A 20,666-nucleotide genomic window follows, 5' to 3' on the forward strand; every position below is an offset into this window, starting at 1 on the left:
CGCATGCCGGCATTTCGTTTCGAAGCGATCGACGCGGCGGGCAAGGCGCAAAAAGGCGTGCTCGACGCGGACAGCGCGCGCGGCGCGCGCACCAATCTGCGTTCGCAGGGACTGACGCCACTGGTGGTCGAACCGGCGGCGTCGCGCACCCGCGGCGAACGCAATCAACGCCTGTCGCTGGGGCGGCGTTTGTCGCAGCGCGAGCAGGCGATTCTCACGCGTCAGCTGGCCAGCCTGCTGATCGCCGGGTTGCCGCTCGACGAAGCGCTCGCGGTGCTGACTGAACAATCGGAGCGCGATTACATTCGCGAACTGATGGCGTCGATTCGCGCAGAAGTGCTCGGCGGCCATTCGCTCGCGAATGCGCTGACGCAGCATCCTAAAGACTTCCCTGATATCTATCGCGCGCTGGTGGCCGCTGGTGAACATACCGGCAAGCTCGGTCTCGTGCTCTCGCGCCTCGCCGACTATATCGAGCAACGCAACGCGCTCAAGCAGAAGATCGTGCTCGCGTTCACCTACCCGGCGGTCGTGACGCTCATCGCCTTCGGCATCGTCACGTTTCTGTTGAGCTACGTCGTGCCGCAGGTGGTGAACGTGTTCGCCAGCACCAAACAGCAGCTGCCGATTCTCACCATCATGATGATGGCGCTCTCCGGTTTCGTGCGGCACTGGTGGTGGGCGATGCTGATCAGCGTGGTCGTGCTGGTGTATCTGGTGCGCTCGATCCTGAAGCAGCCTGGCCCGCGCCTCGCCTTCGACCGGTGGCTGTTGACCGCCCCACTGCTCGGCAAACTCGTGCGCGGCTATAACACCGTGCGCTTTGCCAGCACGCTAGGCATTCTGACGGCCGCGGGTGTGCCGATTCTGCGCGCGCTGCAAGCTGCCGCCGAAACGCTCAGCAACAACGCGATGCGCGAGAACATCGACGATGCGATCGTTCGCGTGCGTGAAGGCACGTCCCTGTCGCGCGCGCTGGGCAATACGAAGACATTTCCGCCGGTGCTGGTGCACCTGATCCGTTCGGGTGAAGCGACCGGCGATGTGACGACGATGCTCGACCGCGCGGCCGATGGCGAAGCACGCGAGCTGGAGCGTCGCACGATGTTCCTGACGAGCCTGCTCGAGCCGTTGCTGATTCTGGCGATGGGGGGCGTGGTGCTGGTGATCGTGCTGGCGGTGATGATGCCGATCATCGAGTTGAACAACCTGGTGCAGTAAGGCGCAGAAGTGCTGCGGTTGCGCGGCTGTGGGCGGTTGAGATTGCCGACGAGGTTGCCACGGCGATTGCCACCGCAGCGGCAACCGTGATGATCACAAGATGGGGAAACCGCTGTGACAAGCGCGGCGAGCGCTGTGGCAAATCGCGATGTCCGCGACGAGCGGCGCACGCAGTTGAAGCCAGGCAGAACGCCTGAAGCAGAACGCGGAAAGCAGGACGAATAAAGTCAGCGCACGTAGATCGTAGGACCTGCGGGATTGGCCGGCAGGAACACTTCGGAACGCGCGCCATTGCGATCGATGATGATCGAACGGGCGCGGACTTCGGAGAGCTTGGCGCCTTGCATGAGCGCGCTGCCGAGCGACACCGCATGCGGCGGTTCGCCACCGACGCTGACGATGGCCGCGGCGCCTTCCCGCAAAGCGAGGATGCCGAACAGATGCACGTCCTGGTTGGCGCTGCGGGTGAGCTGGCCGCCGAACAGCGTGGCGGCCTGTTCGGTCGAGACCTGGTTATGTACGGCGGCAGCGGGCAAAGGCGCGCCGGACATCGTGGAAAGCGTGATGACCCAGTAGGTCAGCGTCGCGCAAAACACGGCGAACAGGGCGAGCGACAGAAGGCGGATCTGGATGGCGTTCATGCGCACATTGTACGGACTATTGTGAAAATTGCGTGCGGGGAAAGTGCGCTAAGCCGGCGCTTTGCGCGAGGCCCGCGAGGGTGGCGATTCTCCAAGGGACTTCCTGCGGAGCGGAAACTTGCAGCGGTGCGGCGTTTTCTCGCAACCCGTCAAGACCATGACATTAAAATGACCGGCCGGGCGTGTTCAATGGCACCCTGATTGCTGAAACGCGAATCCCGCCCGATCGAAAATTTCACCTGAAAAGAGGTAGCAAGCTATGCAACTGTCGACCATTCGCCGTACTGACATCGCGGCTCTGCGCAGCCGTCGTCAACGCGGCTTCACGCTGATCGAAATCATGGTCGTGATCGCGATTCTGGGCATTCTGGCGGCGTTGATCGTGCCGAAAATCATGAGCCGTCCGGACGAAGCGCGGCGCGTCGCGGCCAAGCAGGACATCGGCACGGTGATGCAGGCACTGAAACTCTACCGTCTCGACAACGGCCGTTATCCGACTCAGGAGCAGGGTCTGCGCGCGCTGATCGAAAAGCCGAGCACGGACCCGGTGCCGAACAACTGGAAGGACGGCGGTTACCTCGAACGTCTGCCGAACGATCCGTGGGGCAATGGCTATCAGTATCTGAACCCGGGCGTGCATGGCGAAATCGATGTGTTCAGCTATGGCGCGGACGGTAAAGCGGGCGGCGAAGGCAACGACGCCGATGTGGGGTCGTGGCAGTAGTCCGGTAAACCAGTCGTCCATTAAGCGCCGTTGGTTGCAGGCGCGCCGGATCGCCCTCCTCTTTGGCGATCCGCCGCGCGTCTTATCGACTCATTGTTATTCTGATTTCTGGTTGATCGTTCGTGGCCGGCATTATGCGATTGTCCGCTTGCAAGTCCCGTGGGGACACCCCGTGCACGACGCCGCTCTCAGGCACGGCGTGCGTCGGCGCACGCGGGCCGCGTGGCGCACGCGGCTCACATCGCTCAAGTGATTCGTGCGCAGGTGGCCGCAAGCGCGCGGCGGGATTCACGCTGCTGGAAATGATGGTGGTGCTGGTCATCGCGGGCATTCTGGTATCGCTGACAGCGCTGACGATGAACCGTAACCCGCGCACCGATCTGAACGAGGAAGCGCAGCGTCTCGCGCTGCTGTTCGAATCGGCCGGCGACGAAGCCCAGGTGCGCGCACGGCCGATCGCCTGGCAGCCGTTCGAGGGCGGTTTTCGTTTCGACATGCGTACTGAAGACGGCTGGCGTCCGTTGCGCGACGAGCTGCTCGGGCCGCGTAGCTGGGAAGGCGGCGTGACGGGCGTCACGATCAATTATCCCGGGTCGGATTCGCACCCGAGCCGCGTCGTGTTCGGCACCGAAGCGATCGACGTGCCCGTGGAGATCACGCTGTTTTCGGCGGTAGGGCACGCGACGATCGTCGGCACCGGCAACGGCCGCTATGAGGTGCACTGAGATGGGTCGTTGCAGGGACATGGGCGCTCGCGTATCGCAGCGCGGTTTTACGATGATCGAAGTACTGGTGGCGCTGGCGATCATCGCGATTGCATTGGCGGCGTCGTTGCGCGCGGTGGGGAGTCTGGCGAGCGGCGAAGCCGATCTGCATCAACGGCTACTGGCCGGATGGAGCGCCGACAATACGCTGGCGCAATTGCATCTGACGCATGGCTGGCCGAACGTCGGCTCGACGAGTTTTGACTGCTCGCAGGGAAATTTGCAATTGATCTGTACCGAGCATGTGACGGCGACGCCGAATCCGGTGTTTCGTCGAGTGGAAGTGATGGTGACGTCGCCCGGGCGTTCCGGCAATCTCGCCCAGATGGTCACGGTGGTCGCGAATGAAAACAACCGTTCGCTCTGAGCGCCGCGGCCGATCGGGCGCGCGTGGTTTCACGCTGATCGAGTTGCTGGTTGCGATTGCGATCATGGCGGTGATTGCCGTGTTGTCGTGGCGCGGGCTGGACCAGATCATTCGTGGCCGGCAGACGATTACGAACGCGATGGAAGACGAGCGGGTCTTTGCGCAGCTGTTCGATCAGATGCGGATCGACGCGCGCCAGGCCGCGTCGGATGATGAGTCTGGGCAGGCGGCCGTGTCGATCAGCGGCAGCGTGTTGCAGATCGTGCGGGAGACGTTGTTGCCGGGAACGGCGCCGCGTTTGCAGGTGGTGAGGTATCGGGTGTCCGAGGGGCGTGTGGTCAGGTATGCGTCGCCGCCGTTGGGGAATGTGGGCGAGTTGCGGCGCGCGCTGCGCGGTGGCGAGGGCGATGGGTGGACGGCGGTGCCCTTGATGGGTGGCGTCGGTGCTATTTCGGCGCGTGTCTATGTGCCGAAGGTCGGCTGGACCACGCAGATGAAGGATGTGCAGAGTGCGATTACGGAGAACGACAATAATTTGAAGGTGCCCCAGTTGGGGAATGCGCCGCTGCCGCGGTCGGTGACTGGGCTGGAAGTGAGTGTGGGGGCTAAGTCGTTGGCGCGGCCTATTACGCGGGTTTTTCTCGTCGGAGAGTGAAATGAAGGTTTGGGTTTTGTCTCCGCGACGCTCTAGTTCTTCGTTGGTGTTGTCTTCGCGACGCTCTGGGTTTGTGCGCCTGCGGCGGGGGCTTTTCTTCGGGTTGTTGTCTGTTTGGTGTTTTTGTCTGCGCTCTCGCGGTGTTGGCCTTTCCTTGTTTTCTTATCGGTCTATTTGCGTCGCCCCTGTGCGGGGCAAGCACCTACTTTTCTTTGCCGCCGCAAAGAAAAGTAGGCAAAAGAAAGCGGCTCAAACCGCTAATGCTAAGCGGGTCCCCCGCACAGTAAACGCCAGGGGTGCATCTGGAATCCGTCCCCTCGCACATTCACCCCTCGTGACAAAGCACTCATCCGTTCCGGCGGCGCTCCGCGCGCCGAGCGGCATATCTCAAACCCTCGGTGCGTCCGGCACGCCCAGCGCATCCGGCGGCAAATCGGCGTGGCGCTTCGCCGAGGCGAAACCGGTGACGCGCCCTAAACGAAGCCGATGGTTTTCAAAGCAGACCGTACCGGCGAGCGCGTTGCGCGAGGCGGGAAGTATGACTGCTTTGTCACTTCGGGTTGGGGATATGGGGGCACAGATTCCAGATGCACCACTAGCCTCTCCAAGCCTGGGGACCCACTTAAGAGTTAGCGGTTTGAGCTGCTTTCTTTTGCCTACTTTTCTTTGCAGCAGGCAAAGAAAAGTAGGTGCCCCCCCGCACAGGGGGAACGCAAATAAACCGATAAGAAAACAAGGAAAGGCCAACGCGGCGGGCGCACAGCCAAAAAGGCAGCCACAGGCAGAACAAAGAAAGCCCAACACCGCCCGCGCACAGCGCAAAAGCCCACCGCAGGCCAAACAGCACGGAGTAGCCATCATCAGCGCCTTACTAGTAGTCGCGCTATCAGCGATCCTGGTATCGGGCATGCTCTGGCGCCAGCAAGTCCAGATCCGAAGGATCGAAAACCAGCGTCTGCTATCCCAAGCCCTCTGGGTCTCACGCGGCGCGCTGGACTGGACGCGCCTGATCCTCCGCTCGGAGGGCGACACCTCAGCAGGCATCACCTACCTGGGTGGCCTATGGGGCGTCCCCATCGCCAAAACCCGTCTGTCGGATTTCCTCGGGCAAATAGGTGAAGTCAGAGCCGAACAAGGCCAGGCCACCTACCTCTCAGGTTCAATCGAAGACGCCCAGGCGAAATTCAACCTCCGCAACCTGGTCTCGAGCCCAGCGCCGGGCGTCATGCAACTGAACACGGAACAGATCGCCGCCTATCAGCGCCTGCTCGTGTCCCTCGGCGCGAACAGCCAACTGGCGAAAGCCACCGCCGTAGCGGTACGCTCGAGTCTCGGGCAATCGGCAACGCGTTTCCAGACGGTCACGGCCGCCCCCGGGGCAGCGGTGGCGCCGGTCACAGCGGGCGGCGGCGCCACCGGCGGCAACTTCACCGACAAGCCCGGTATCGAAGACGGCGACGACAACGCAGAGGTCGCGCCGCTGCAAATGATCAGCGTCGATTCGCTGCTCGACATCCCCGGCTATACGCCGGAAATGGTCGCGCGCTTGCGGCCGTTCGTCACCGTGCTGCCGACGGCGTCGGCGGTCAACATGAATACGGCCTCCGCCGAAGTGATCGCGGCGATCGTGCCGGGGATGAATCTGTCCTCGGCGCAGGCCCTCGTCGCGCGCCGGCAGACGGTGTTTTTCCGTAACGTCGGCGACGTGCAACTCGCCTTGACCGGCTCCGGCGTACAGTCGACCTCGATGGACCCGAGTGTCATGGACGTCAACACGAGCTACTTCCTGGTCCACGGCCGTGTGCAGCACGAACGTGCGGAAGTAGATCGCACAACCCTCGTCTATCGCGACGCATTGACTCACACTACGCGTATCGTGCGGGTACAAGACCAACCATGAATAACGCCTTTCCCAGAGAGAGTGGCCTTTGAGCACGCTGATCGTTCTATTGCCGCCGCGTGATCCGGCGGTGCCATCGCAGGAATGGCAACTGCCGGAGTTGCCGTTCGTGCTGCTCGACAAGTCGGGCCGTACCCAGCGCGCGGGCCGCTCAGCGCTCGCGCTGCTGCCGCGCGCTTCGTCGACGGTGCTGATGGTCGCCGCCCGCGACCTGCTGATGATGCCCGCCAAGCTACCGCCGTTGCGCGGCCCGCGGTTGCGTCAGGCGTTGCCGAATATCGTCGAGGATCAGCTGATCCAGGACCCGCAAACCTGCCATATCGCCGTCGATCCGCAACCGATCGCGGGCGGCCGGCAGCTGCTCGCGATCATCGACCGCGGCTGGTTCCGCTTCTTCTGCGAAGCCTTTGCCGCCGCCGGCCACCGCAGCGTGCGCGCGGTGCCGGTCACGCGCTGTCTGCCGCAAGCCGCCGCGCTCGACACACCCGCTGAAGTCGCGGAAATGGTCAACGCAGGCGAGCCGGTGATGGCGGGCTCGGCTAGCGTGGCGACGTCGCTGCCGGGCGTGGCGCCGGTGGTGGCGCCAGGCGTGGCGTCGGTGGTGCCGATGGTGGCGGCCGTGCTCGGCGCCGTCGTTCAGACCGCGCCCGCGTTCCTGCTCGAAGGCGCGATCGAAAGCGCGGTGATGAGCGGTCCGCCGCGCGTCGAACTGGCGATCGCGCGTGGCGTGCAAGGCGAAGGACTGGCGGTGCCGGCCAGCGCCGTCAACGCCACACTCAGCGCGCTCGCCGGTGCCGCGCCGATCTCGCTGTACATGTTGACCGAAGTGCCCGGCAACGAACCGAGCCTCTCCGCGACCAGCCCGGCGAAGCTCGCGGCCCACGTGCACGGGGCAAGTCCGTTGCCGTTCGAGCAACTCGCGCGTCGCGCGTTGGAGTGCCGCTTCGATCTGTGTCAGTTCGAATTCGCCTCGCAGCCATGGCGGCTCGACCGTTCGACGCTGCGGCGTCTGCGCCTGCCGGTCATGCTGGCGGTCGGCGCGCTCGTGATCGCGATCGTCGGCGCGAATGTGCAGTGGCTGATGCTCTCGCGCCAACGTGACGCGATCAGCTCGCAGATGACCGAACTGCTCCTCAACACCTTCCCCAAGACAACGGTCGTGCTCGACGCGCCCGATCAGATGTCGAGCCAGTTGCAGCAGTTGCGGGTGGCGGCGGGTGAGCTGTCGCCCGACGATTTTCTGTCGCTTGCCGATGGCCTGGCCCGTTCGTTGGCGCCGGTGCCGGTCAATGGCATCGCCGCGCTCGATTATCACGACCGGCGGCTCGACGTGACCTTCAAGCCCGAGGTGAAACTCGATGCCGATTTCGCCAAGCGCCTCTCGCGCAACGGCCTGACTGGCGCGATCGACAGCAACACCGGCAAGTGGACCATCAGGAACGGACAATGAAAGCTGAACTCGCCCAAAGCTGGGCTGGATTCTGGGACCAGCGCACCGAGCGCGAAAAAACGCTGCTGGCATGGGGCGGCGGGGTGTTGGCCGTGGTGATCGCGTGGTCGGTGCTGTGGGCGCCGGCGCAGGATGGCCGCGCACATCTGCACGAGTCGCTGCCTACCTTGCAGCGGCAGCTGGCGCAGATGACTGCGCAGTCGAATGAAGCGCGCCAGCTCTCCGCGGCGGCGCAAGGCGTCGCACCGACCGGCGCGGCGCTGAAGGACGCGCTCACCGCCTCGCTCAGCGATCACGGCCTTGCCGCGACCCAGGTGCAGGTAATCGGCAACGCGGTGCAGGTGCAGATGAAGAATGCGTCGTTCCCCGCGTGGACGACCTGGGTCGACGACGTGCGCAAGCAGTTCAAGGTGCAGGTTGCCGAGGCGCACGTGACCGCGCTCAAGGAAGACGGCCAGGTGGATCTGACGGCGTCGTTGCAGCCGTCTACCGCGAAATGACCGCGCCGTTACAGGATCTCGCATGACTTACTGGATGCGGCGCCTGCGCGTCGCGCTACCCTGGGCGGCGGTCGCGGTGCTGGCGTGCGTGGCCGTGATGCTCACGTTGTTGCCGGCCGCCTGGATCACGCCGCAGTTCGCCAGACAGACCCGTGGACACATCAATCTCGTCGATCCGGCCGGCTCGCTATGGCACGGTTCGGCGACGCTGATGCTCGCGGCCGGCTCCGACATGAGCGCGGCAACCTTGCTGCCGGGGCGCATTGAATGGCACACCGCGTTCTGGCCGCTCTTCACCGGACGTGTGCGGATGGTCATGCGGCACAGCGAAGCAATGCCCGACCCGATCACGGTCGATGCCAGCCTGCGCAGCGCGACCGTCACACCGGGTGCGATGGCGGTGCCGGCTTCGCTGCTGAGCGGCCTCGGCGCGCCGTTCAATACGCTCGATCTGCAAGGCGACGTGCGCCTCGCATGGTCCGATTGGCGCAGCTTCAATCAGGAAGCGTTCGGCCAGATGACGGTGACCCTGAACGATGTCAGCTCGCGCGTCTCGCTGGTCAAGCCGCTGGGTTCGTACCGGTTGCTGTTCCAGGCGCAGGGTGCGTCATCCACGCTGGATCTGACGACCCTCAAGGGGCCGTTGATGCTGACCGGCAATGGCACCGTGTCGTCGGCCTCGACATCGTTTCATGGAACGGCCAGCGCGGCCCCGGAAGCACGCGATAACCTTGCGGGCCTGCTGAACCTGTTGGGGCGGTCAAGCGGACCGGATACGGTCGCGCTGACGTTCGTGCACTGAGGCGGGTCGGCGTTGGGCGGCGTGGCGAGATGAAGGGTGGCCGCCGCTCGAGTCAGTCCGATCGCATGAGTTAAAAAAAGCAGAGCCGCGTCACGCGGCCCTGCTTTTTTTGCATTGCGGCCGAGAACGGCGCGGCTAGTTGCTCTGCGCCGGTTGCGGCGTCGCGCCGCTTTGCGCGACGGGTGTTACTGCTGATGCCGATGCCGGCAGCGGCGCCGGCGCCGCGACATCGCCCGTTTCGCGGTTCATTTGCGCTGTGTCCCAGCCGCCGCCGAGCGCCTTCACGAGTCCCACCGACGACACCATCCGCTGCCCAGCGATGCTTTCCAGCTTCTGCTCGGCTAAGAACGCGGTGGTCTGCGCGGTCAGCACGTTGACGAAGCCGACCGTGCCCGCCTTGTACTCGTTCGTGACGATGGCCAGCGCCTGACGCGCGGAATCCACTGCCTGCTGTTGCACGACGATTTCCTGCGCAAGGATGCGCTGCGAAGCGAGATTGTCCTCGACGTCCTGGAACGCGGCCAGAATCGTTTGGCGGTATGTCGCAACATTTTGATCGTAGACGGCGCGAGCGGCTTCGGTCTGTGCCTGACGCAAGCCGGCGTCGAAAATCGTGGCGGCAAGTTGCGGCCCGAGCGTCCAGAAGCGCGACGGCGCCGTTAGCAATTGCGAGAACACCGAATTTTCGAAGCCGCCGGTAGCTGACAGCGTCAGCGACGGGAAGAACGCGGCGATCGCAACCCCGATCTGTTCGTTCGCCGCCGCGGCCTTGCGCTCGGCCGACGCAATATCCGGACGCCGCTCGAGCAGCGCCGACGGCATCTGCGCGGGCACGGCGGGCGGTGTGGCAGTGAGCGGCATGGCCGGAACCGAGAAGGTCGAAGCCGGTTCGCCGACCAGTACGGCGATTGCGTGCTCGTCCTGCGCGCGCTGCACGCCGTTGTCGATCGCGGCCGCTTGTGCCGATTGCAACTGCGTTTGCGCCTGAATCACGTCGGAGCGGGCCGCGACGCCGGCTGCGTACTGGTTCTGCGTGAGTTGCAGCGAGCGCTGATAGGCCGCGACGGTGTCGTCGAGCAGCTTCTGGGTGGAGTCGAGCGCGCGCAGCGAGAAATAGGTTTGCGCGAGCGTGGCCTGAGCGGACAGCCGTGCATTCGCGAGATCGGCAGCAGCGCCTTGTTGACCGGCTTTCTGTGCGTTCACCGAGCGTGTCACCGAGCCCCACAGATCCGGCTCCCAGCTGGCGTCGAGTTGCGCGTTGAACCTGTTGTTGATGCCGGAACGGCTCGACCCCGTGGTGGAGATGCCGCTGGACGACGAGCCGTTGCCGGAGCGCGTGGCGCCTAGCGATGCACCGACGGTCGGGAAATACGCCGCGCGCGCTTCGCCGACCAGCGCACGTGCCTGGCGATAGGCGGCGGCAAATTGAGCGATGGTCTGGTTCGACGCGTTCAGCTTGTCTTCGAGTGCGTTGAGCTGCGGGTCTTCGTAAATGGTCCACCAGTCGCCGCGGTCTTGCTGGTCGGCTGGTTGCGCGACTTTCCAGCCGGGCGCGGCTTCCTTGTAGGAAGCCGGGATTTCGGCAGCGGGCCGCTTGTAGTCAGGGCCGACTGCGCAGCCGGCCAGCAAGGTGGCCAAGGCAGCGGCTACTGCAATAGTCAGGGCGCGAGGCGCAAACGTCCGCGCGCGCGAGATTCGGTCAAACTGCATGCAATGGATTCCTTCTGGACGCCGCAGTGCGGCCGATGGCGGCACTCCCCGCCGGGCGAGATCATGGCTCTGCCGGAATGTTAGCGTATGGAGCTGCCTGGGCGCGGGAAACTGAAAGGGTAATGCGGGGGAAGGTGGAGGTGTGTTACTTAGGGTGTCGGGATGGTTACATGCTATTACCGGCCTCGTTATTCCTGGCGACATCAAAACGCCGCGCAGGCAACGGAAGCCGGCTCTGTCAGAACAGGAACTAGACGCGCGAATCCGATGACGTAGTCTGCCGGGCCAGCTTTCCAGCCGCGGCCCGACACGGTGCGCCCAAGCGCCCCTGGCAGGTGCCCGCGGAACTCGTCGCAGCCTTCGTAGCCGCAACGACGCTTGTCGCCGCAACGGAGGATCCCACCGATTCTTCCGGTGCAGCCTGAGTGCCCTTCCGCCCGCGCCGATGTTCCACCCACGCAAACACCGCGACGCCCAACGATCCACCCGGCAGCACGAACAGCACGGTGAGCAACGCCAGTTTCCACCAGCGATGCGGACCTTGAAAGCTGCTCAGCGCGGAATCGGTCAGGGAGCGGCCCAAGCCGCCAAGGGTGTTTTTGAGGTACAGCATGGGGGAAATCCTTTTCGCACGGCGCCATTGCGGCGTGCAGACAATCGGTCAGAACATGGTCTCGGGTGGCGCGGGTCGCGCGTAACTCGTTGCCTGCAATAATATTGACTATGCAATTAAATTTCAAGATACTTTGCTTCGCGTGCAATGACGGTGTTGTTTTTTGCGCTCTTCGCGCGATGCGAAATGGAATTTGACTTGTCTGCTTAGGCAGCTAGAATCCGTTCTGTTTGACGATGTTCCCGGAAACACGATGACCGAAGGCCCCTACAACGCGGACGAGATTCACCTTGAATCGAGTCTTGGCTATTACCTGACGAAAGCGCGAAACGTGCTGGTCGAGCGGATGGACCGTGCGGTCAAACCGTTAGGCCTGACCGCCCAGCAGATTGGCGTGATTCTGCTGCTGTCCGCACAACGTGCGAGCACGCCGTTCGAGTTGTCGCGCGTCATGTCATACGACAGCGGATCGATGACGCGCCTGCTCGATCGCCTTGAAAAGAAAGGCTTTGTGGTGCGCTCGCGCAGTGATGCCGACCGTCGGATGGTCAAGCTGGAGTTGACGCAGCAAGGCCGCGATGCCGCGCAACAGTTACCCGCTCTGGGCGCTGCCGTGCTGAACGAGCAGTTGCGCGGATTTTCCGCCGCCGACCACGCCACTCTGCTCGAGCTGCTCGGCCGTTTCATTGCGAACGGTATCGGCGCGGGCGCAAGCGCAGGTTGCGGGCTCGGACAGCCGCAGGAGTTGCAGGAACCATCATCCGAAGAACCGCCGTCAACTCACGGCGAGCAATAGCCAGGAGGCGCTTTTGAAAGCGCCATTGTTTGAAAATAGCTGTCTGGGCAGAGGATGATCCGGCATGTAACCGCGCCACGCAGGGGGTGCGATAAAGCTGCCGCGACAAGCTTTCCCGGCTGAGGATAAACACACATGGCTACCACGGCTTCCGTCGACGCCCTACCCGCCGCCGAACCCGCCCCGCTCAAGGGCGGCGCGCTGGCTTTGCTCACCGTCGGCCTCGCGCTCGGCACATTCATGGAAGTGCTCGACACATCCATCGCGAACGTCGCCGTGCCGACCATTTCCGGCAGCCTCGGCGTGGCGACCAGTCAGGGCACCTGGGTCATCTCGTCGTATTCCGTGGCCTCGGCGATCGCGGTCCCGCTGACCGGCTGGCTCGCGCGGCGCGTCGGCGAAGTGCGGTTGTTCACGCTGTCTGTTCTGCTTTTCACGATCGCCTCGGCGCTGTGTGGCTTCGCGCATAACTTCGAGTCACTGATCGCGTTCCGGCTGTTGCAAGGACTCGTCTCCGGGCCGATGGTCCCGCTCTCCCAGACGATTCTGATGCGCTCATACCCACCGGAAAAGCGCGGGCTCGCGCTCGGCCTCTGGGCGATGACCGTGATTTGCGCGCCGATTTTCGGACCCGTGATGGGCGGCTATATCACCGACAACTACACGTGGCCGTGGATCTTCTACATCAACGTGCCCATCGGCTTGTTCTCGGCCGTATGCGCGTTTCTGCTGCTGCGAGGCCGCGAGACCAAGGTCACCAGACAGCGTATCGATGCGGTCGGACTGGCGTTGCTCGTGATTGGCGTGTCGTGTCTGCAGATGGTGCTCGATCTCGGCAAGGATCGCGACTGGTTCAACTCGACCTTTATCGTGACGCTGGCGATCATCGCGGTAGTGTCGATTGCGTTCCTGCTGGTGTGGGAGATGACCGACAAGGAACCCGTTGTCGATCTCTCGCTGTTCAAGGATCGTAACTTCGCACTCGGTGTGCTGATCATCTCGTTCGGGTTTATGGCGTTCTTCGGGTCGGTGGTGATTTTCCCGCTCTGGCTGCAGACGGTGATGGGTTACACCGCAGGGATCGCCGGTTTGGCGACGGCGCCGGTCGGGATTCTCGCGCTGTTTTTGTCGCCGATGATCGGCAAGAATATGCATCGGCTGAATCTGCGGGTGGTGGCGAGTTTTGCGTTTATCGTGTTTGCGTTTGTGTCGTTCTGGAATTCGACTTTTACGCTTGATGTGCCTTTTAATCATGTGATCTGGCCACGGCTGGTGCAGGGCATTGGAGTCGCTTGTTTCTTCGTGCCGATGACTACTATCACGCTGTCCAGCGTGTCGGATGAACGGCTTGCCAGCGCTTCCGGGTTGTCGAACTTTTTTCGGACTTTGTCAGGGGCGATTGGGACTGCGATCAGTACGACTTACTGGGAAAACGATACGATTTATCATCATGCGATGTTGACCGATTCGGTTAATGTTTATGCGGCTAATACTAATGCTTATACCAATGCTTTGAGCGCTCTCGGGTTTGCTGGTGGCGGTGTCACCGCTCAGTTGAATCAGGTTGTTACCGCGCAGGCTTATATGATGGCCACTAATGATTTTTTTCGTATCTCCTGTGCTGCGTTTCTTGTGTTGGCTGTGCTCGTATGGGTTACTAAACCCCGCAAGGGGGTTGGGGCTTCTATGGGGCATTGACGGTTTTTTTTTGCCTGTGCGGCGCTTGTTGTTTGTCTGCCTATGGTGTTGGCCTTTCCTTGATTTCTTAGTGGTTTATTAGCGTCGCCCCTGTGCGGGGCGGGCACCTACTTCTCTTTGCCGCCGCAAAGAGAAGTAGGCAAGAGAAAGCGGCTCACACCGCTAGCGCATAAGCGGGTCCCTCGCACAGTTTCGGTAGTGGTGCATCTGGAATCTGTGTTCTCGCACACTCCGCGTAAGTGACACAGCCGTCATGCTTCCGGCGGCGCTGCGCGCGCCGAAGGATATCTCCCGGACTGCCCGCCGCACTTTGTGCGGCGGGTCTCGCAGTGCAGCGCTCGCGTTTCATGCATTCGCTATTTGCTGTTTCCCCTCACTGCGTTATCGCTTCTCCACTCGTTCCCGGAATCGACTGTCCCGCTGCGTCCGGATGCATCGCCGTTGGCGCCGGTTGTGTCGGGTTTGCGCCGCTCTGCGGTGCGCCCGCACCTCGTACGTATTGCTTGAAGTCGGCGCCCGCTTCCCAAGGGTTCGGTTTGCAGCCCTGCGAGCCGTCGCAATGTGCGGCAAAACCGATCGTTGCTGTGCCGTCCGGGTTCGGTGTCCGCGTGATCTGGTACGCCAGCGCGCGCTTGCCGCCATCCGGACCCGCCGTCTGGATCAACGTGTCAGTCGCGGATTCAACCTTGTACTTCGAATGGCCCGTTACCCACGTCTGCGCACGTTGCCACCAGATATCGCACTCGGCTTTGTTCGAACACGTCAACGGCGTCGTCGCGATCTGCATGACGTCAGGGTCAACCTGACCCTGGGTCGAACATCCCGCCGCCACCGCCGCTACGCACAGTGCGGCCAACAGATCTTTTTTCATCGCGTTGAAGCCTCCCTCTCTCGGCGTGTCATTCTCGTTGGACCGCATCCCCGGCGCGGTGTTTCATACGCATCAGCGAATCGCCAAACAAGAGGAGATTTTGCCGGCGTAGTCGGACATCAGCGCCCCTTTGCGTAGAGCTTACCTATGCAAAATAGTCTCGAGGCCCCGTCACGTTCGACATCGGAAAACTCGCTCCGCTGCCCTCAGATTCGCTCTCCGCATGCGATTCGCCCCGCCGAAAAAAACAAAACCCCACGCTCCGAAAAACGTGGGGTTGGTCACCAGTTTGTGCCTTTCAGTGCTAACTGAACGGCGTTGGCCTGCGGTTTGCCGCGCCGTTAGACGCTAAACCGGTTCAGTGTGTATGCCCGGTATGCCGCGACGAAGGCGTCGAACGAACCCACCTCTTCCCGTTCAAGTTTGGCCTGCTCCGCAAGTGATTGCGCAGCAAGGTCGGTGAATTCCTTCGCCTGCGCAGCATCCAGCGGACGCGAACGGAAATAGGCGGCGTGCACTTCGCTTTGTTCAAGGGCGAACGCGAGGAAGCTCTGCTGCTTGTCGCGCATCGTCTGCAATACGCGCGCGGATGGCGTCAGCGATGCGTCCGCCAGTTTCGGGCGCTGAACCGCCACGGCACGTGCGTGCGCGTCGCCGCCGTGCAAGGCGTCAAGCGTTGCCGCGGCTGCGTCGATCTTGACGAGCAGTTCGTTCGCCCAATCCGTCATCGCAATCGGACTGCCGTCGCGCGTGAGTTCGAGGCCCGGCTTGCGGCCCTCCATCGTCACCTGGCCGAAGTTCTGATTCGCCTCCGCGTACGCGTCCGGCGGCAGCGGCGCGCTTTCGTCAAGCGCGCAGACCAGCAGATAAGCGTCGAGAAAACGCGATGTCTCCAGTGAAATACCGGTCGGCTCGAACGGATCGATGTCCATGCAACGCACTTCGACATACTGCACGCCACGCGCTGCCAAAGCATGCAGCGGACGCTCGCCCGGATGCGTGATGCGCTTCGGACGGATCGTCGAGTAAAACTCATTTTCGATCTGCAGCACGTTCGTGTTGATCTGCACCCACTCGCCGTCGCGCTGCGTGCCGATCGCCTCATACGCGGGGTACGGCTGGCTCACGGCCTTCGCGAGCGCGTCGAGGTAGCCCGGCAGCGTGTCGTAATCGGCATGCAGTGCGGCTTGCGCGGTGGTGTTCGAGTAGCCGAGATCGCTCATGCGCAAGCTGGTCGCGTACGGGCGATACAGCGTGTCGGCGTCGAGCGTGTCGAGCGTGTGCTCGCGATCGCGGAGGAATCGGCGATCCAGCGCCGGCGATGCGCCGAACAGGTACATCAGCAGCCAGTTGGTGCGGCGGAAATTGCGGATCAGCGCAAGGTAACGGTCGGACTGGAAGTCGACGGCGTTCGCCGTGGATTGCTGGTCGGCATGCAACACCCGCCACACTTCTTCGTTCAGCGAATAGTTGTAGTGAATGCCCGCAATGCATTGCATCGTGCGGCCGTAACGGAGTGCCAGGCCAATGCGGTACACGTACTTCAGTTTGCCGATATTCGACGTGCCGTAATGCGCGATTGGAATGCCGTCGTCGGTTTCGGGCAGCAGGCCCGGCATCGAGTTGTTCCACAAGATCTCGTCGCCAAGTTCGGCATAGACGAAACGATGCAGCGTATCCAGCTTTTCGAGCGTGACCGCGACGTCGTGCTCGGCCGGCGTGATCAGTTCGATCAGTGCCTCGGAATAGTCGGTGGTGAGCGACGGATGCGTGAGCGCCGAACCCAGCGCGCGCGGATGCGGCGTCATGGCCAACTGGCCGTCGTGCGTTACGCGCAGGCTTTCCTTTTCGATGCCGCGCAGGCCGCGTATCAGCGCGTCGCGCTGCGGGCCTGAGGTCAGCACGGACAGGCGGTGCGAGAACGCGTCGGTCGTGCGGGAAGATGTCGTGTTTGGCATTGATGCGAGTCGGGCGTTGTCGGCCGCCATGTGCCGCTTCGCTGCCCTATGCAGCACTGCGCGGTTGACAACGTTCGGCGGAATTTTCAGGTAGCGGGCACTTTAACATCTCGCCACAACGGCTGCTTGAGGCCGCTTCGGCGACCCCTTCGACGCTGCAAATCCGCCTATTTTTCAGGACGATACGGTCTGCTTCGCACCCCGTTACTCTACGCGCCGTGCGCCCGATGTACGATCCGCGTTTGTCCCCGAACGGTGTACGGCCTCAGCTCCGACGTGGGACGGCGGCTCAGTCCGCCGACTTGTGCGGGCTTGTTGTGAGCCATGTGATTGCAACCGCCGATTCGGGGCGCGGGCCCCGCTCGCTAATTTCGCTTCCTGATTGCCTACGACCTCAGCCGCCGCGCGCCGCACCCGCCCGGTCCGCCACCTCGTTCCACAAATGCATGGCCGCATACGCGCGCCATGGCCGCCAGGCGTCGGTGCGGGTGCGTTGCTGAGTGGGCCGCACGAGCGACGGGTCACGTGCGCAGATCGACTGCATCAGCACGAGGTCCCACGCGGGCCAGGCGTCGGCGTCGCGCCATGCACGCATTGCGACATACTCGACCGTCCATGGACCGATGCCCGGCAGCGCGAGCAAGGCCGCGCGCAAACTGCCGGCGTCGGCGACGCCGCTGTCGAGCGGCACGTCGCCCGAGGCGACCGCTTGGGCGAAGCCTTGCAAAGCCGCTACACGTTTACCCGGCATGCCGATCTTTTCCAGATCCACAGCCGCGAGCGCGGCGGGCGTCGGAAAGCGCCACGCGGTGTTGTCATGCGGATGACCCTCGATACGTTCGCCGGCCCGCTGTACCAATCGCCCGATGATGGTGGTCGCCGCCTTCACGCTGACCTGCTGCCCGACGATCGCCCGCACCACCAGTTCGAAACCCGACCACGCGCCGGGCACCCGCAAGCCGGGCACGGCTTCGATCAACGGCGCGAGCCATGGATCATTGGCGAGTTCGCCGCCGATCTTCTTCGGGTCGGCGTGCAGGTCGAACATTCGCGCGATCGGCGCGGCAAGCGCATCGGCGTGGCGGCTCGCGGGACCGTCGATGCTCGCGACGATGCAGCGCTTGCGCGGATGCATGCGCACGGTCAGCGTGCCGCTGTCGCCGGCCCAGTCGATCGCGCGGCGGTAGGCGCCGTCTTCGACGGCTTCGACGCCGGGCGTCGCGCGTCCGCCGAAAAAGCGCAGCAGGCGCGGCCAGTCGAAGGGTGGTTTGAACGGCAGTTCCAGTGTTGCGACGTCGTCAAGCGTGCTCACGCGGCGTGGTCCAGGTTGGTGGTGGTTGAAGTAGAAGCGGCGCGCTTGCGGCGCTCACGTTCATCGGGTGATGCATCGCCGGCATGCTGGGCCTCGTTATCGAGCAGCGCGGCCTTGCGCGGCAAACCCCAGCGATATCCCGCCAGCGCCCCGCCCTTCTGCACGACGCGATGACAGGGAATCGCCAGCGCGACCGGATTCGTCGCGCACGCGCTCGCCACCGCGCGCACGGCGCGGGGTGCGCCGACCGCTTCGGCGATCTGGGAATAGCTGCGCGTCTCACCGTAGGGAATGCGCCGCAGCGCGTCCCAAACACGCTGGCGGAACGCGGTGGCGGCGATATCCAAGGGCAGATCGAAATCCTGACGACTCCCGCGCAGGTAGGCATCGATCTGCGCGATGAACGGCGCGAGGCGCGCGGCGTCTTCGACCAGATCGGCATTGACGAACTCGCCGCGCAGTTCGTCTGCGAGTATCGCGGCATCGTCGCCGAAACCGATTTTGCAGATGCCCTTGTCGGTAGCGGCTACCAGCACGAAACCCAGCGAGGTCGACGCGCTGGCGTAGCGCACGGTGAGCCCCGCGCCCTTGCGGCGAAATGCGGACGGCGCCATGCCCAGTTCTGCCGAGGCGCTGTCGTACATCCGCGACGGCGAGCCGAAGCCGGCGTCGAGTGTCGCGCGCGTCACGTCCGAGCCGCTTTGCAGCGCATCGCGCAACGCGGCGCCGCGCTGTGCGGCCTGATACTGACGCGGCGACACGCCCACCACGCGCTTGAACAGACGCTGCAAGTGGAACGGGCTGACGTGCACCGCATCGCTCAATTGTGCGAGCGTGAGGCGTTGCTGCGGATCGGCATCCAGCGCGGCGCAAGCGCGATTGACGATCTCCAGTTCGCGCGGCAGGCCGCCGGGCTGGCAGCGCTTGCAATCGCGATAGCCCGCGGCGCGCGCGGCGTTGGCGTCGGTAAAGAAAGCGACGTTTTCGCGGCGTGGCTGGCGCGACGCGCACGATGGCCGGCAGAACACTCCCGTTGTCTTGACGGCGTAGAAGAACGCGCCGTCGGCCTGCGGCTCGCGGCGGGTGACGGCTTCCCAACGGTCGGCGTCGGTGCTCCACTGGTTGGCGCCGACGGCGGTTTCGCTGCCGGTATCGCCGGTTTCAGTACGGTCAGTGCGGTTCATGATGGTCCCGGAAAGGCAGTGTCGATGCTCACCAATGTAGGCCGCATGCCGACACACTACGCCCCGGTTCTTGCTCTGTCATTGCGCTTCCTCGTAGGCCGGAAGCCGCGCCAGGCGCTCGTTTCGCCTCAAACTGCGACATTTTGGCCCGATATCGGGTTTTCCCTTAAAAAGTTATTGCGTCGCACCAAGCCGATGTGTATATTAGTACTTGTCTCCTCCATGTCTCCTCCTGATATGGATTCAGCCCGCTCCACATAGAGCGGGCTTTTTTTCGTCTGTAGGATTCTGACCCGTCCCTCGAGGCCGTTGACGGGTACTCTCGCCCCGCCTCCTTTCTCCTACACTGATGGCTATTCATCCATTCTGCGAACCAGGCAAGGGGCGTTGGAAATGAGAATCCACATTCGCGAGATCGATCACATCGTCATTCGGGCGTCGAACGTTCCGGAAATGACGCGCTTCTACTGTGAGGTGCTCGGTTGCAGCGTCGAAAAGGAGCAGCCCGATCTGGGCCTGACCCAATTGCGCGCGGGGCGCTCGCTGATCGACCTGTTGAAGGTTGGCGCGAAGCTCGATCACCCCGAAAACGGCGTGCCAGGCACGGGGCGGAATATGGATCATCTGTGTTTGCGCGTCGACCCTTTCGACGCCGAAGCGCTCAAGGCTTATCTGGCCGAACACGGCGCGCGGCCCGGCGAGCCGGCTTTGCGCTATGGCGCGGACGGATTTGGGCAGTCGCTGTATCTGTTCGACCCGGAAGGCAATATGGTCGAACTTAAAGGGCCGCCCGAAGCGGCGCGTGTGACGTCGCTTTGATGGGCAGAGGCGCAGCCTCGCGACGGATTTAACAGGCCAGCGTCACGACAGACAGACGCAGACGCGAAACAAGCCGCAGACAAACTCTGCGGCAGCATGAAGTTACCAGGCGTTGGCGGGCGCCTTCAACACCGTCCACTCGATTTTCACCGCATCGGCCTCTGCGCTGCCAAGCCATGCCTCGCCGTCCTGCACGGTGCATTGCAGACGCATGGTCCGCTCGGCGAGCTTCCCGAGCGCGGCGGCGACGTCTTCGCCGAGTGTCCATACCGTTACATTGCGCATGCGTTCCACTTTGCTGCGCACGCCTTGCCACCAGATATCCGAGGTGCGGCCGCCGTAGGCGATCACGATCACCTCATTCGCGCGGCCACTCGCCTTGGCGATGCGGCGTTCGTCCGGCTGACCGACTTCGATCCAGGTTTCGATCGCGCCGGTGAGGTCCTTCTGCCACAAATCCGGCTCGTCGATATCCGACAAACCTTTGCAGAATTCAAGGCGTTCCTGCGCGAACAGCGCGAATGCGGCGACCCGAACCATCATCCGTTCGTCGGTTTCCGAGGGATGGCGGGCGATCGTCAGCGAATGGTCGGCGTAGTAGTGCCGATCCATGTTGGCAATCTGGAGTTCCGCCTTGTAAATCGTCGATTTGAGAGCCATGCCGTTACTAAACCAGGCGCT

General features: G+C 63.3%; 20 protein-coding genes. 12 read left to right on the top strand and 8 right to left on the bottom strand.

Annotated features, from left to right (window positions below; all coding sequences use genetic code 11):
• Nucleotides 1-3 precede the first annotated feature (3 nt).
• Nucleotides 4-1,221 carry a type II secretion system inner membrane protein GspF gene (gene gspF / locus PQR53_RS14830; protein WP_408454883.1) on the top strand — a complete coding sequence of 406 codons (1,218 nt, stop codon included), beginning with the start codon at nucleotides 4-6 and terminating at the stop codon, nucleotides 1,219-1,221.
• A gap of 227 nt (nucleotides 1,222-1,448) precedes the next feature.
• Here the strand turns inward: gspF and PQR53_RS14835 are convergent, their stop codons facing one another.
• On the bottom strand, nucleotides 1,449-1,862 hold the full coding sequence (locus tag PQR53_RS14835; RefSeq protein WP_408454886.1) for a type II secretion system protein N: 414 nt from the start codon (nucleotides 1,860-1,862) through the stop codon (nucleotides 1,449-1,451).
• Between the two features lie 259 nt (nucleotides 1,863-2,121).
• On the opposite strand from PQR53_RS14835, the gene gspG reads away from it, so the two are divergent.
• The 8 genes from gspG to PQR53_RS14875 all read left to right on the top strand — a co-directional run bounded on the left by gspG (nucleotide 2,122) and on the right by PQR53_RS14875 (nucleotide 9,024).
• Nucleotides 2,122-2,586, top strand: coding sequence for a type II secretion system major pseudopilin GspG (gspG, locus tag PQR53_RS14840; RefSeq protein ID WP_408454889.1), 465 nt, complete (start codon nucleotides 2,122-2,124; stop codon nucleotides 2,584-2,586).
• A gap of 134 nt (nucleotides 2,587-2,720) precedes the next feature.
• Entirely contained in the window at nucleotides 2,721-3,311 is a 591-nt protein-coding gene (locus tag PQR53_RS14845; RefSeq protein WP_408454892.1) for a GspH/FimT family pseudopilin, read from the top strand.
• A 1-nt stretch (nucleotide 3,312) separates the two neighbouring features.
• On the top strand, nucleotides 3,313-3,717 hold the full coding sequence (gene gspI / locus PQR53_RS14850; protein WP_179735308.1) for a type II secretion system minor pseudopilin GspI: 405 nt from the start codon (nucleotides 3,313-3,315) through the stop codon (nucleotides 3,715-3,717).
• Nucleotides 3,695-4,372, top strand: coding sequence for a prepilin-type N-terminal cleavage/methylation domain-containing protein (locus tag PQR53_RS14855; RefSeq protein WP_408454895.1), 678 nt, complete (start codon nucleotides 3,695-3,697; stop codon nucleotides 4,370-4,372). Before gspI ends, PQR53_RS14855 begins: the two co-directional genes overlap by 23 nt.
• A gap of 568 nt (nucleotides 4,373-4,940) precedes the next feature.
• Nucleotides 4,941-6,272, top strand: a complete 1,332-nt coding sequence (gene gspK, locus PQR53_RS14860; protein ID WP_408454974.1) for a type II secretion system minor pseudopilin GspK — start codon at nucleotides 4,941-4,943, stop codon at nucleotides 6,270-6,272.
• Nucleotides 6,273-6,300: 28 nt separating this feature from the next.
• Complete coding sequence (gene gspL, locus PQR53_RS14865; RefSeq protein ID WP_408454898.1) at nucleotides 6,301-7,722, top strand: type II secretion system protein GspL; 1,422 nt, start codon at nucleotides 6,301-6,303, stop codon at nucleotides 7,720-7,722.
• The gene (locus PQR53_RS14870) at nucleotides 7,719-8,222 is read left to right on the top strand and encodes a type II secretion system protein M (RefSeq protein ID WP_408454901.1); all 504 of its coding nucleotides are present in this window, start codon (nucleotides 7,719-7,721) and stop codon (nucleotides 8,220-8,222) included. The genes gspL and PQR53_RS14870 overlap by 4 nt, the downstream gene beginning before the upstream one ends.
• Before the next feature lie 22 nt (nucleotides 8,223-8,244).
• Nucleotides 8,245-9,024 (top strand): type II secretion system protein N, encoded by a 780-nt coding sequence (locus tag PQR53_RS14875; RefSeq protein ID WP_408454904.1) that lies wholly within the window; start codon nucleotides 8,245-8,247, stop codon nucleotides 9,022-9,024.
• 135 nt (nucleotides 9,025-9,159) lie between these two features.
• Here the strand turns inward: PQR53_RS14875 and PQR53_RS14880 are convergent, their stop codons facing one another.
• Complete coding sequence (locus PQR53_RS14880; protein ID WP_408454907.1) at nucleotides 9,160-10,734, bottom strand: efflux transporter outer membrane subunit; 1,575 nt, start codon at nucleotides 10,732-10,734, stop codon at nucleotides 9,160-9,162.
• A gap of 250 nt (nucleotides 10,735-10,984) precedes the next feature.
• A complete protein-coding gene (locus PQR53_RS14885; protein WP_408454909.1) occupies nucleotides 10,985-11,347 on the bottom strand; it encodes a hypothetical protein in 363 nt (120 codons plus the stop codon).
• Nucleotides 11,348-11,600: 253 nt separating this feature from the next.
• Between PQR53_RS14885 and PQR53_RS14890 the strand changes: the two genes are divergently transcribed.
• Both PQR53_RS14890 and PQR53_RS14895 read left to right on the top strand, forming a co-directional pair.
• Nucleotides 11,601-12,143: a MarR family winged helix-turn-helix transcriptional regulator gene (locus PQR53_RS14890; protein ID WP_408454912.1), complete on the top strand. Its 543-nt coding sequence runs from the start codon at nucleotides 11,601-11,603 to the stop codon at nucleotides 12,141-12,143.
• Between the two features lie 135 nt (nucleotides 12,144-12,278).
• The gene (locus tag PQR53_RS14895) at nucleotides 12,279-13,841 is read left to right on the top strand and encodes a DHA2 family efflux MFS transporter permease subunit (protein WP_408454915.1); all 1,563 of its coding nucleotides are present in this window, start codon (nucleotides 12,279-12,281) and stop codon (nucleotides 13,839-13,841) included.
• A gap of 373 nt (nucleotides 13,842-14,214) precedes the next feature.
• Here PQR53_RS14895 and PQR53_RS14900 read toward each other — a convergent pair whose 3' ends face one another.
• The 4 genes from PQR53_RS14900 to ada all read right to left on the bottom strand — a co-directional run bounded on the left by PQR53_RS14900 (nucleotide 14,215) and on the right by ada (nucleotide 19,166).
• Complete coding sequence (locus tag PQR53_RS14900) at nucleotides 14,215-14,712, bottom strand: hypothetical protein (protein WP_408454918.1); 498 nt, start codon at nucleotides 14,710-14,712, stop codon at nucleotides 14,215-14,217.
• A gap of 341 nt (nucleotides 14,713-15,053) precedes the next feature.
• Nucleotides 15,054-16,670, bottom strand: coding sequence for a glutamate--cysteine ligase (gshA, locus tag PQR53_RS14905; RefSeq protein ID WP_408454921.1), 1,617 nt, complete (start codon nucleotides 16,668-16,670; stop codon nucleotides 15,054-15,056).
• A 394-nt stretch (nucleotides 16,671-17,064) separates the two neighbouring features.
• Nucleotides 17,065-17,982, bottom strand: coding sequence for a DNA-3-methyladenine glycosylase family protein (locus tag PQR53_RS14910; RefSeq protein ID WP_408454924.1), 918 nt, complete (start codon nucleotides 17,980-17,982; stop codon nucleotides 17,065-17,067).
• Nucleotides 17,979-19,166, bottom strand: a complete 1,188-nt coding sequence (ada, locus tag PQR53_RS14915) for a bifunctional DNA-binding transcriptional regulator/O6-methylguanine-DNA methyltransferase Ada (protein ID WP_408454927.1) — start codon at nucleotides 19,164-19,166, stop codon at nucleotides 17,979-17,981. The genes PQR53_RS14910 and ada overlap by 4 nt, the downstream gene beginning before the upstream one ends.
• A gap of 393 nt (nucleotides 19,167-19,559) precedes the next feature.
• Here ada and PQR53_RS14920 point away from each other — a divergent pair, with 393 nt between their 5' ends.
• A complete protein-coding gene (locus PQR53_RS14920) occupies nucleotides 19,560-19,985 on the top strand; it encodes a VOC family protein (protein ID WP_408454930.1) in 426 nt (141 codons plus the stop codon).
• Between the two features lie 102 nt (nucleotides 19,986-20,087).
• Here the strand turns inward: PQR53_RS14920 and PQR53_RS14925 are convergent, their stop codons facing one another.
• Nucleotides 20,088-20,645 carry a YaeQ family protein gene (locus tag PQR53_RS14925; RefSeq protein ID WP_408454933.1) on the bottom strand — a complete coding sequence of 186 codons (558 nt, stop codon included), beginning with the start codon at nucleotides 20,643-20,645 and terminating at the stop codon, nucleotides 20,088-20,090.
• Nucleotides 20,646-20,666 lie beyond the last annotated feature (21 nt).

The sequence above is a fragment of the Paraburkholderia fungorum genome, from assembly GCF_046027605.1.
Classification (GTDB): domain Bacteria; phylum Pseudomonadota; class Gammaproteobacteria; order Burkholderiales; family Burkholderiaceae; genus Paraburkholderia; species Paraburkholderia fungorum_F.

Excerpts from the sequence above, each read along its gene's own strand:
- gspF (WP_408454883.1), top strand. The coding sequence starts at position 4 with ATGCCGGCATTTCGTTTCGAAGCGATCGACGCGGCGGGCAAGGCGCAA.
- PQR53_RS14835 (WP_408454886.1), bottom strand. The coding sequence starts at position 1,862 with ATGAACGCCATCCAGATCCGCCTTCTGTCGCTCGCCCTGTTCGCCGTG.
- gspG (WP_408454889.1), top strand. The coding sequence starts at position 2,122 with ATGCAACTGTCGACCATTCGCCGTACTGACATCGCGGCTCTGCGCAGC.
- PQR53_RS14845 (WP_408454892.1), top strand. The coding sequence starts at position 2,721 with ATGCGATTGTCCGCTTGCAAGTCCCGTGGGGACACCCCGTGCACGACG.
- gspI (WP_179735308.1), top strand. The coding sequence starts at position 3,313 with ATGGGTCGTTGCAGGGACATGGGCGCTCGCGTATCGCAGCGCGGTTTT.
- PQR53_RS14855 (WP_408454895.1), top strand. The coding sequence starts at position 3,695 with ATGAAAACAACCGTTCGCTCTGAGCGCCGCGGCCGATCGGGCGCGCGT.
- gspK (WP_408454974.1), top strand. The coding sequence starts at position 4,941 with ATGGGGGCACAGATTCCAGATGCACCACTAGCCTCTCCAAGCCTGGGG.
- PQR53_RS14870 (WP_408454901.1), top strand. The coding sequence starts at position 7,719 with ATGAAAGCTGAACTCGCCCAAAGCTGGGCTGGATTCTGGGACCAGCGC.
- PQR53_RS14875 (WP_408454904.1), top strand. The coding sequence starts at position 8,245 with ATGACTTACTGGATGCGGCGCCTGCGCGTCGCGCTACCCTGGGCGGCG.
- PQR53_RS14880 (WP_408454907.1), bottom strand. The coding sequence starts at position 10,734 with ATGCAGTTTGACCGAATCTCGCGCGCGCGGACGTTTGCGCCTCGCGCC.
- PQR53_RS14885 (WP_408454909.1), bottom strand. The coding sequence starts at position 11,347 with ATGCTGTACCTCAAAAACACCCTTGGCGGCTTGGGCCGCTCCCTGACC.
- PQR53_RS14890 (WP_408454912.1), top strand. The coding sequence starts at position 11,601 with ATGACCGAAGGCCCCTACAACGCGGACGAGATTCACCTTGAATCGAGT.
- PQR53_RS14895 (WP_408454915.1), top strand. The coding sequence starts at position 12,279 with ATGGCTACCACGGCTTCCGTCGACGCCCTACCCGCCGCCGAACCCGCC.
- PQR53_RS14900 (WP_408454918.1), bottom strand. The coding sequence starts at position 14,712 with ATGAAAAAAGATCTGTTGGCCGCACTGTGCGTAGCGGCGGTGGCGGCG.
- gshA (WP_408454921.1), bottom strand. The coding sequence starts at position 16,670 with ATGCCAAACACGACATCTTCCCGCACGACCGACGCGTTCTCGCACCGC.
- ada (WP_408454927.1), bottom strand. The coding sequence starts at position 19,166 with ATGAACCGCACTGACCGTACTGAAACCGGCGATACCGGCAGCGAAACC.
- PQR53_RS14920 (WP_408454930.1), top strand. The coding sequence starts at position 19,560 with ATGAGAATCCACATTCGCGAGATCGATCACATCGTCATTCGGGCGTCG.
- PQR53_RS14925 (WP_408454933.1), bottom strand. The coding sequence starts at position 20,645 with ATGGCTCTCAAATCGACGATTTACAAGGCGGAACTCCAGATTGCCAAC.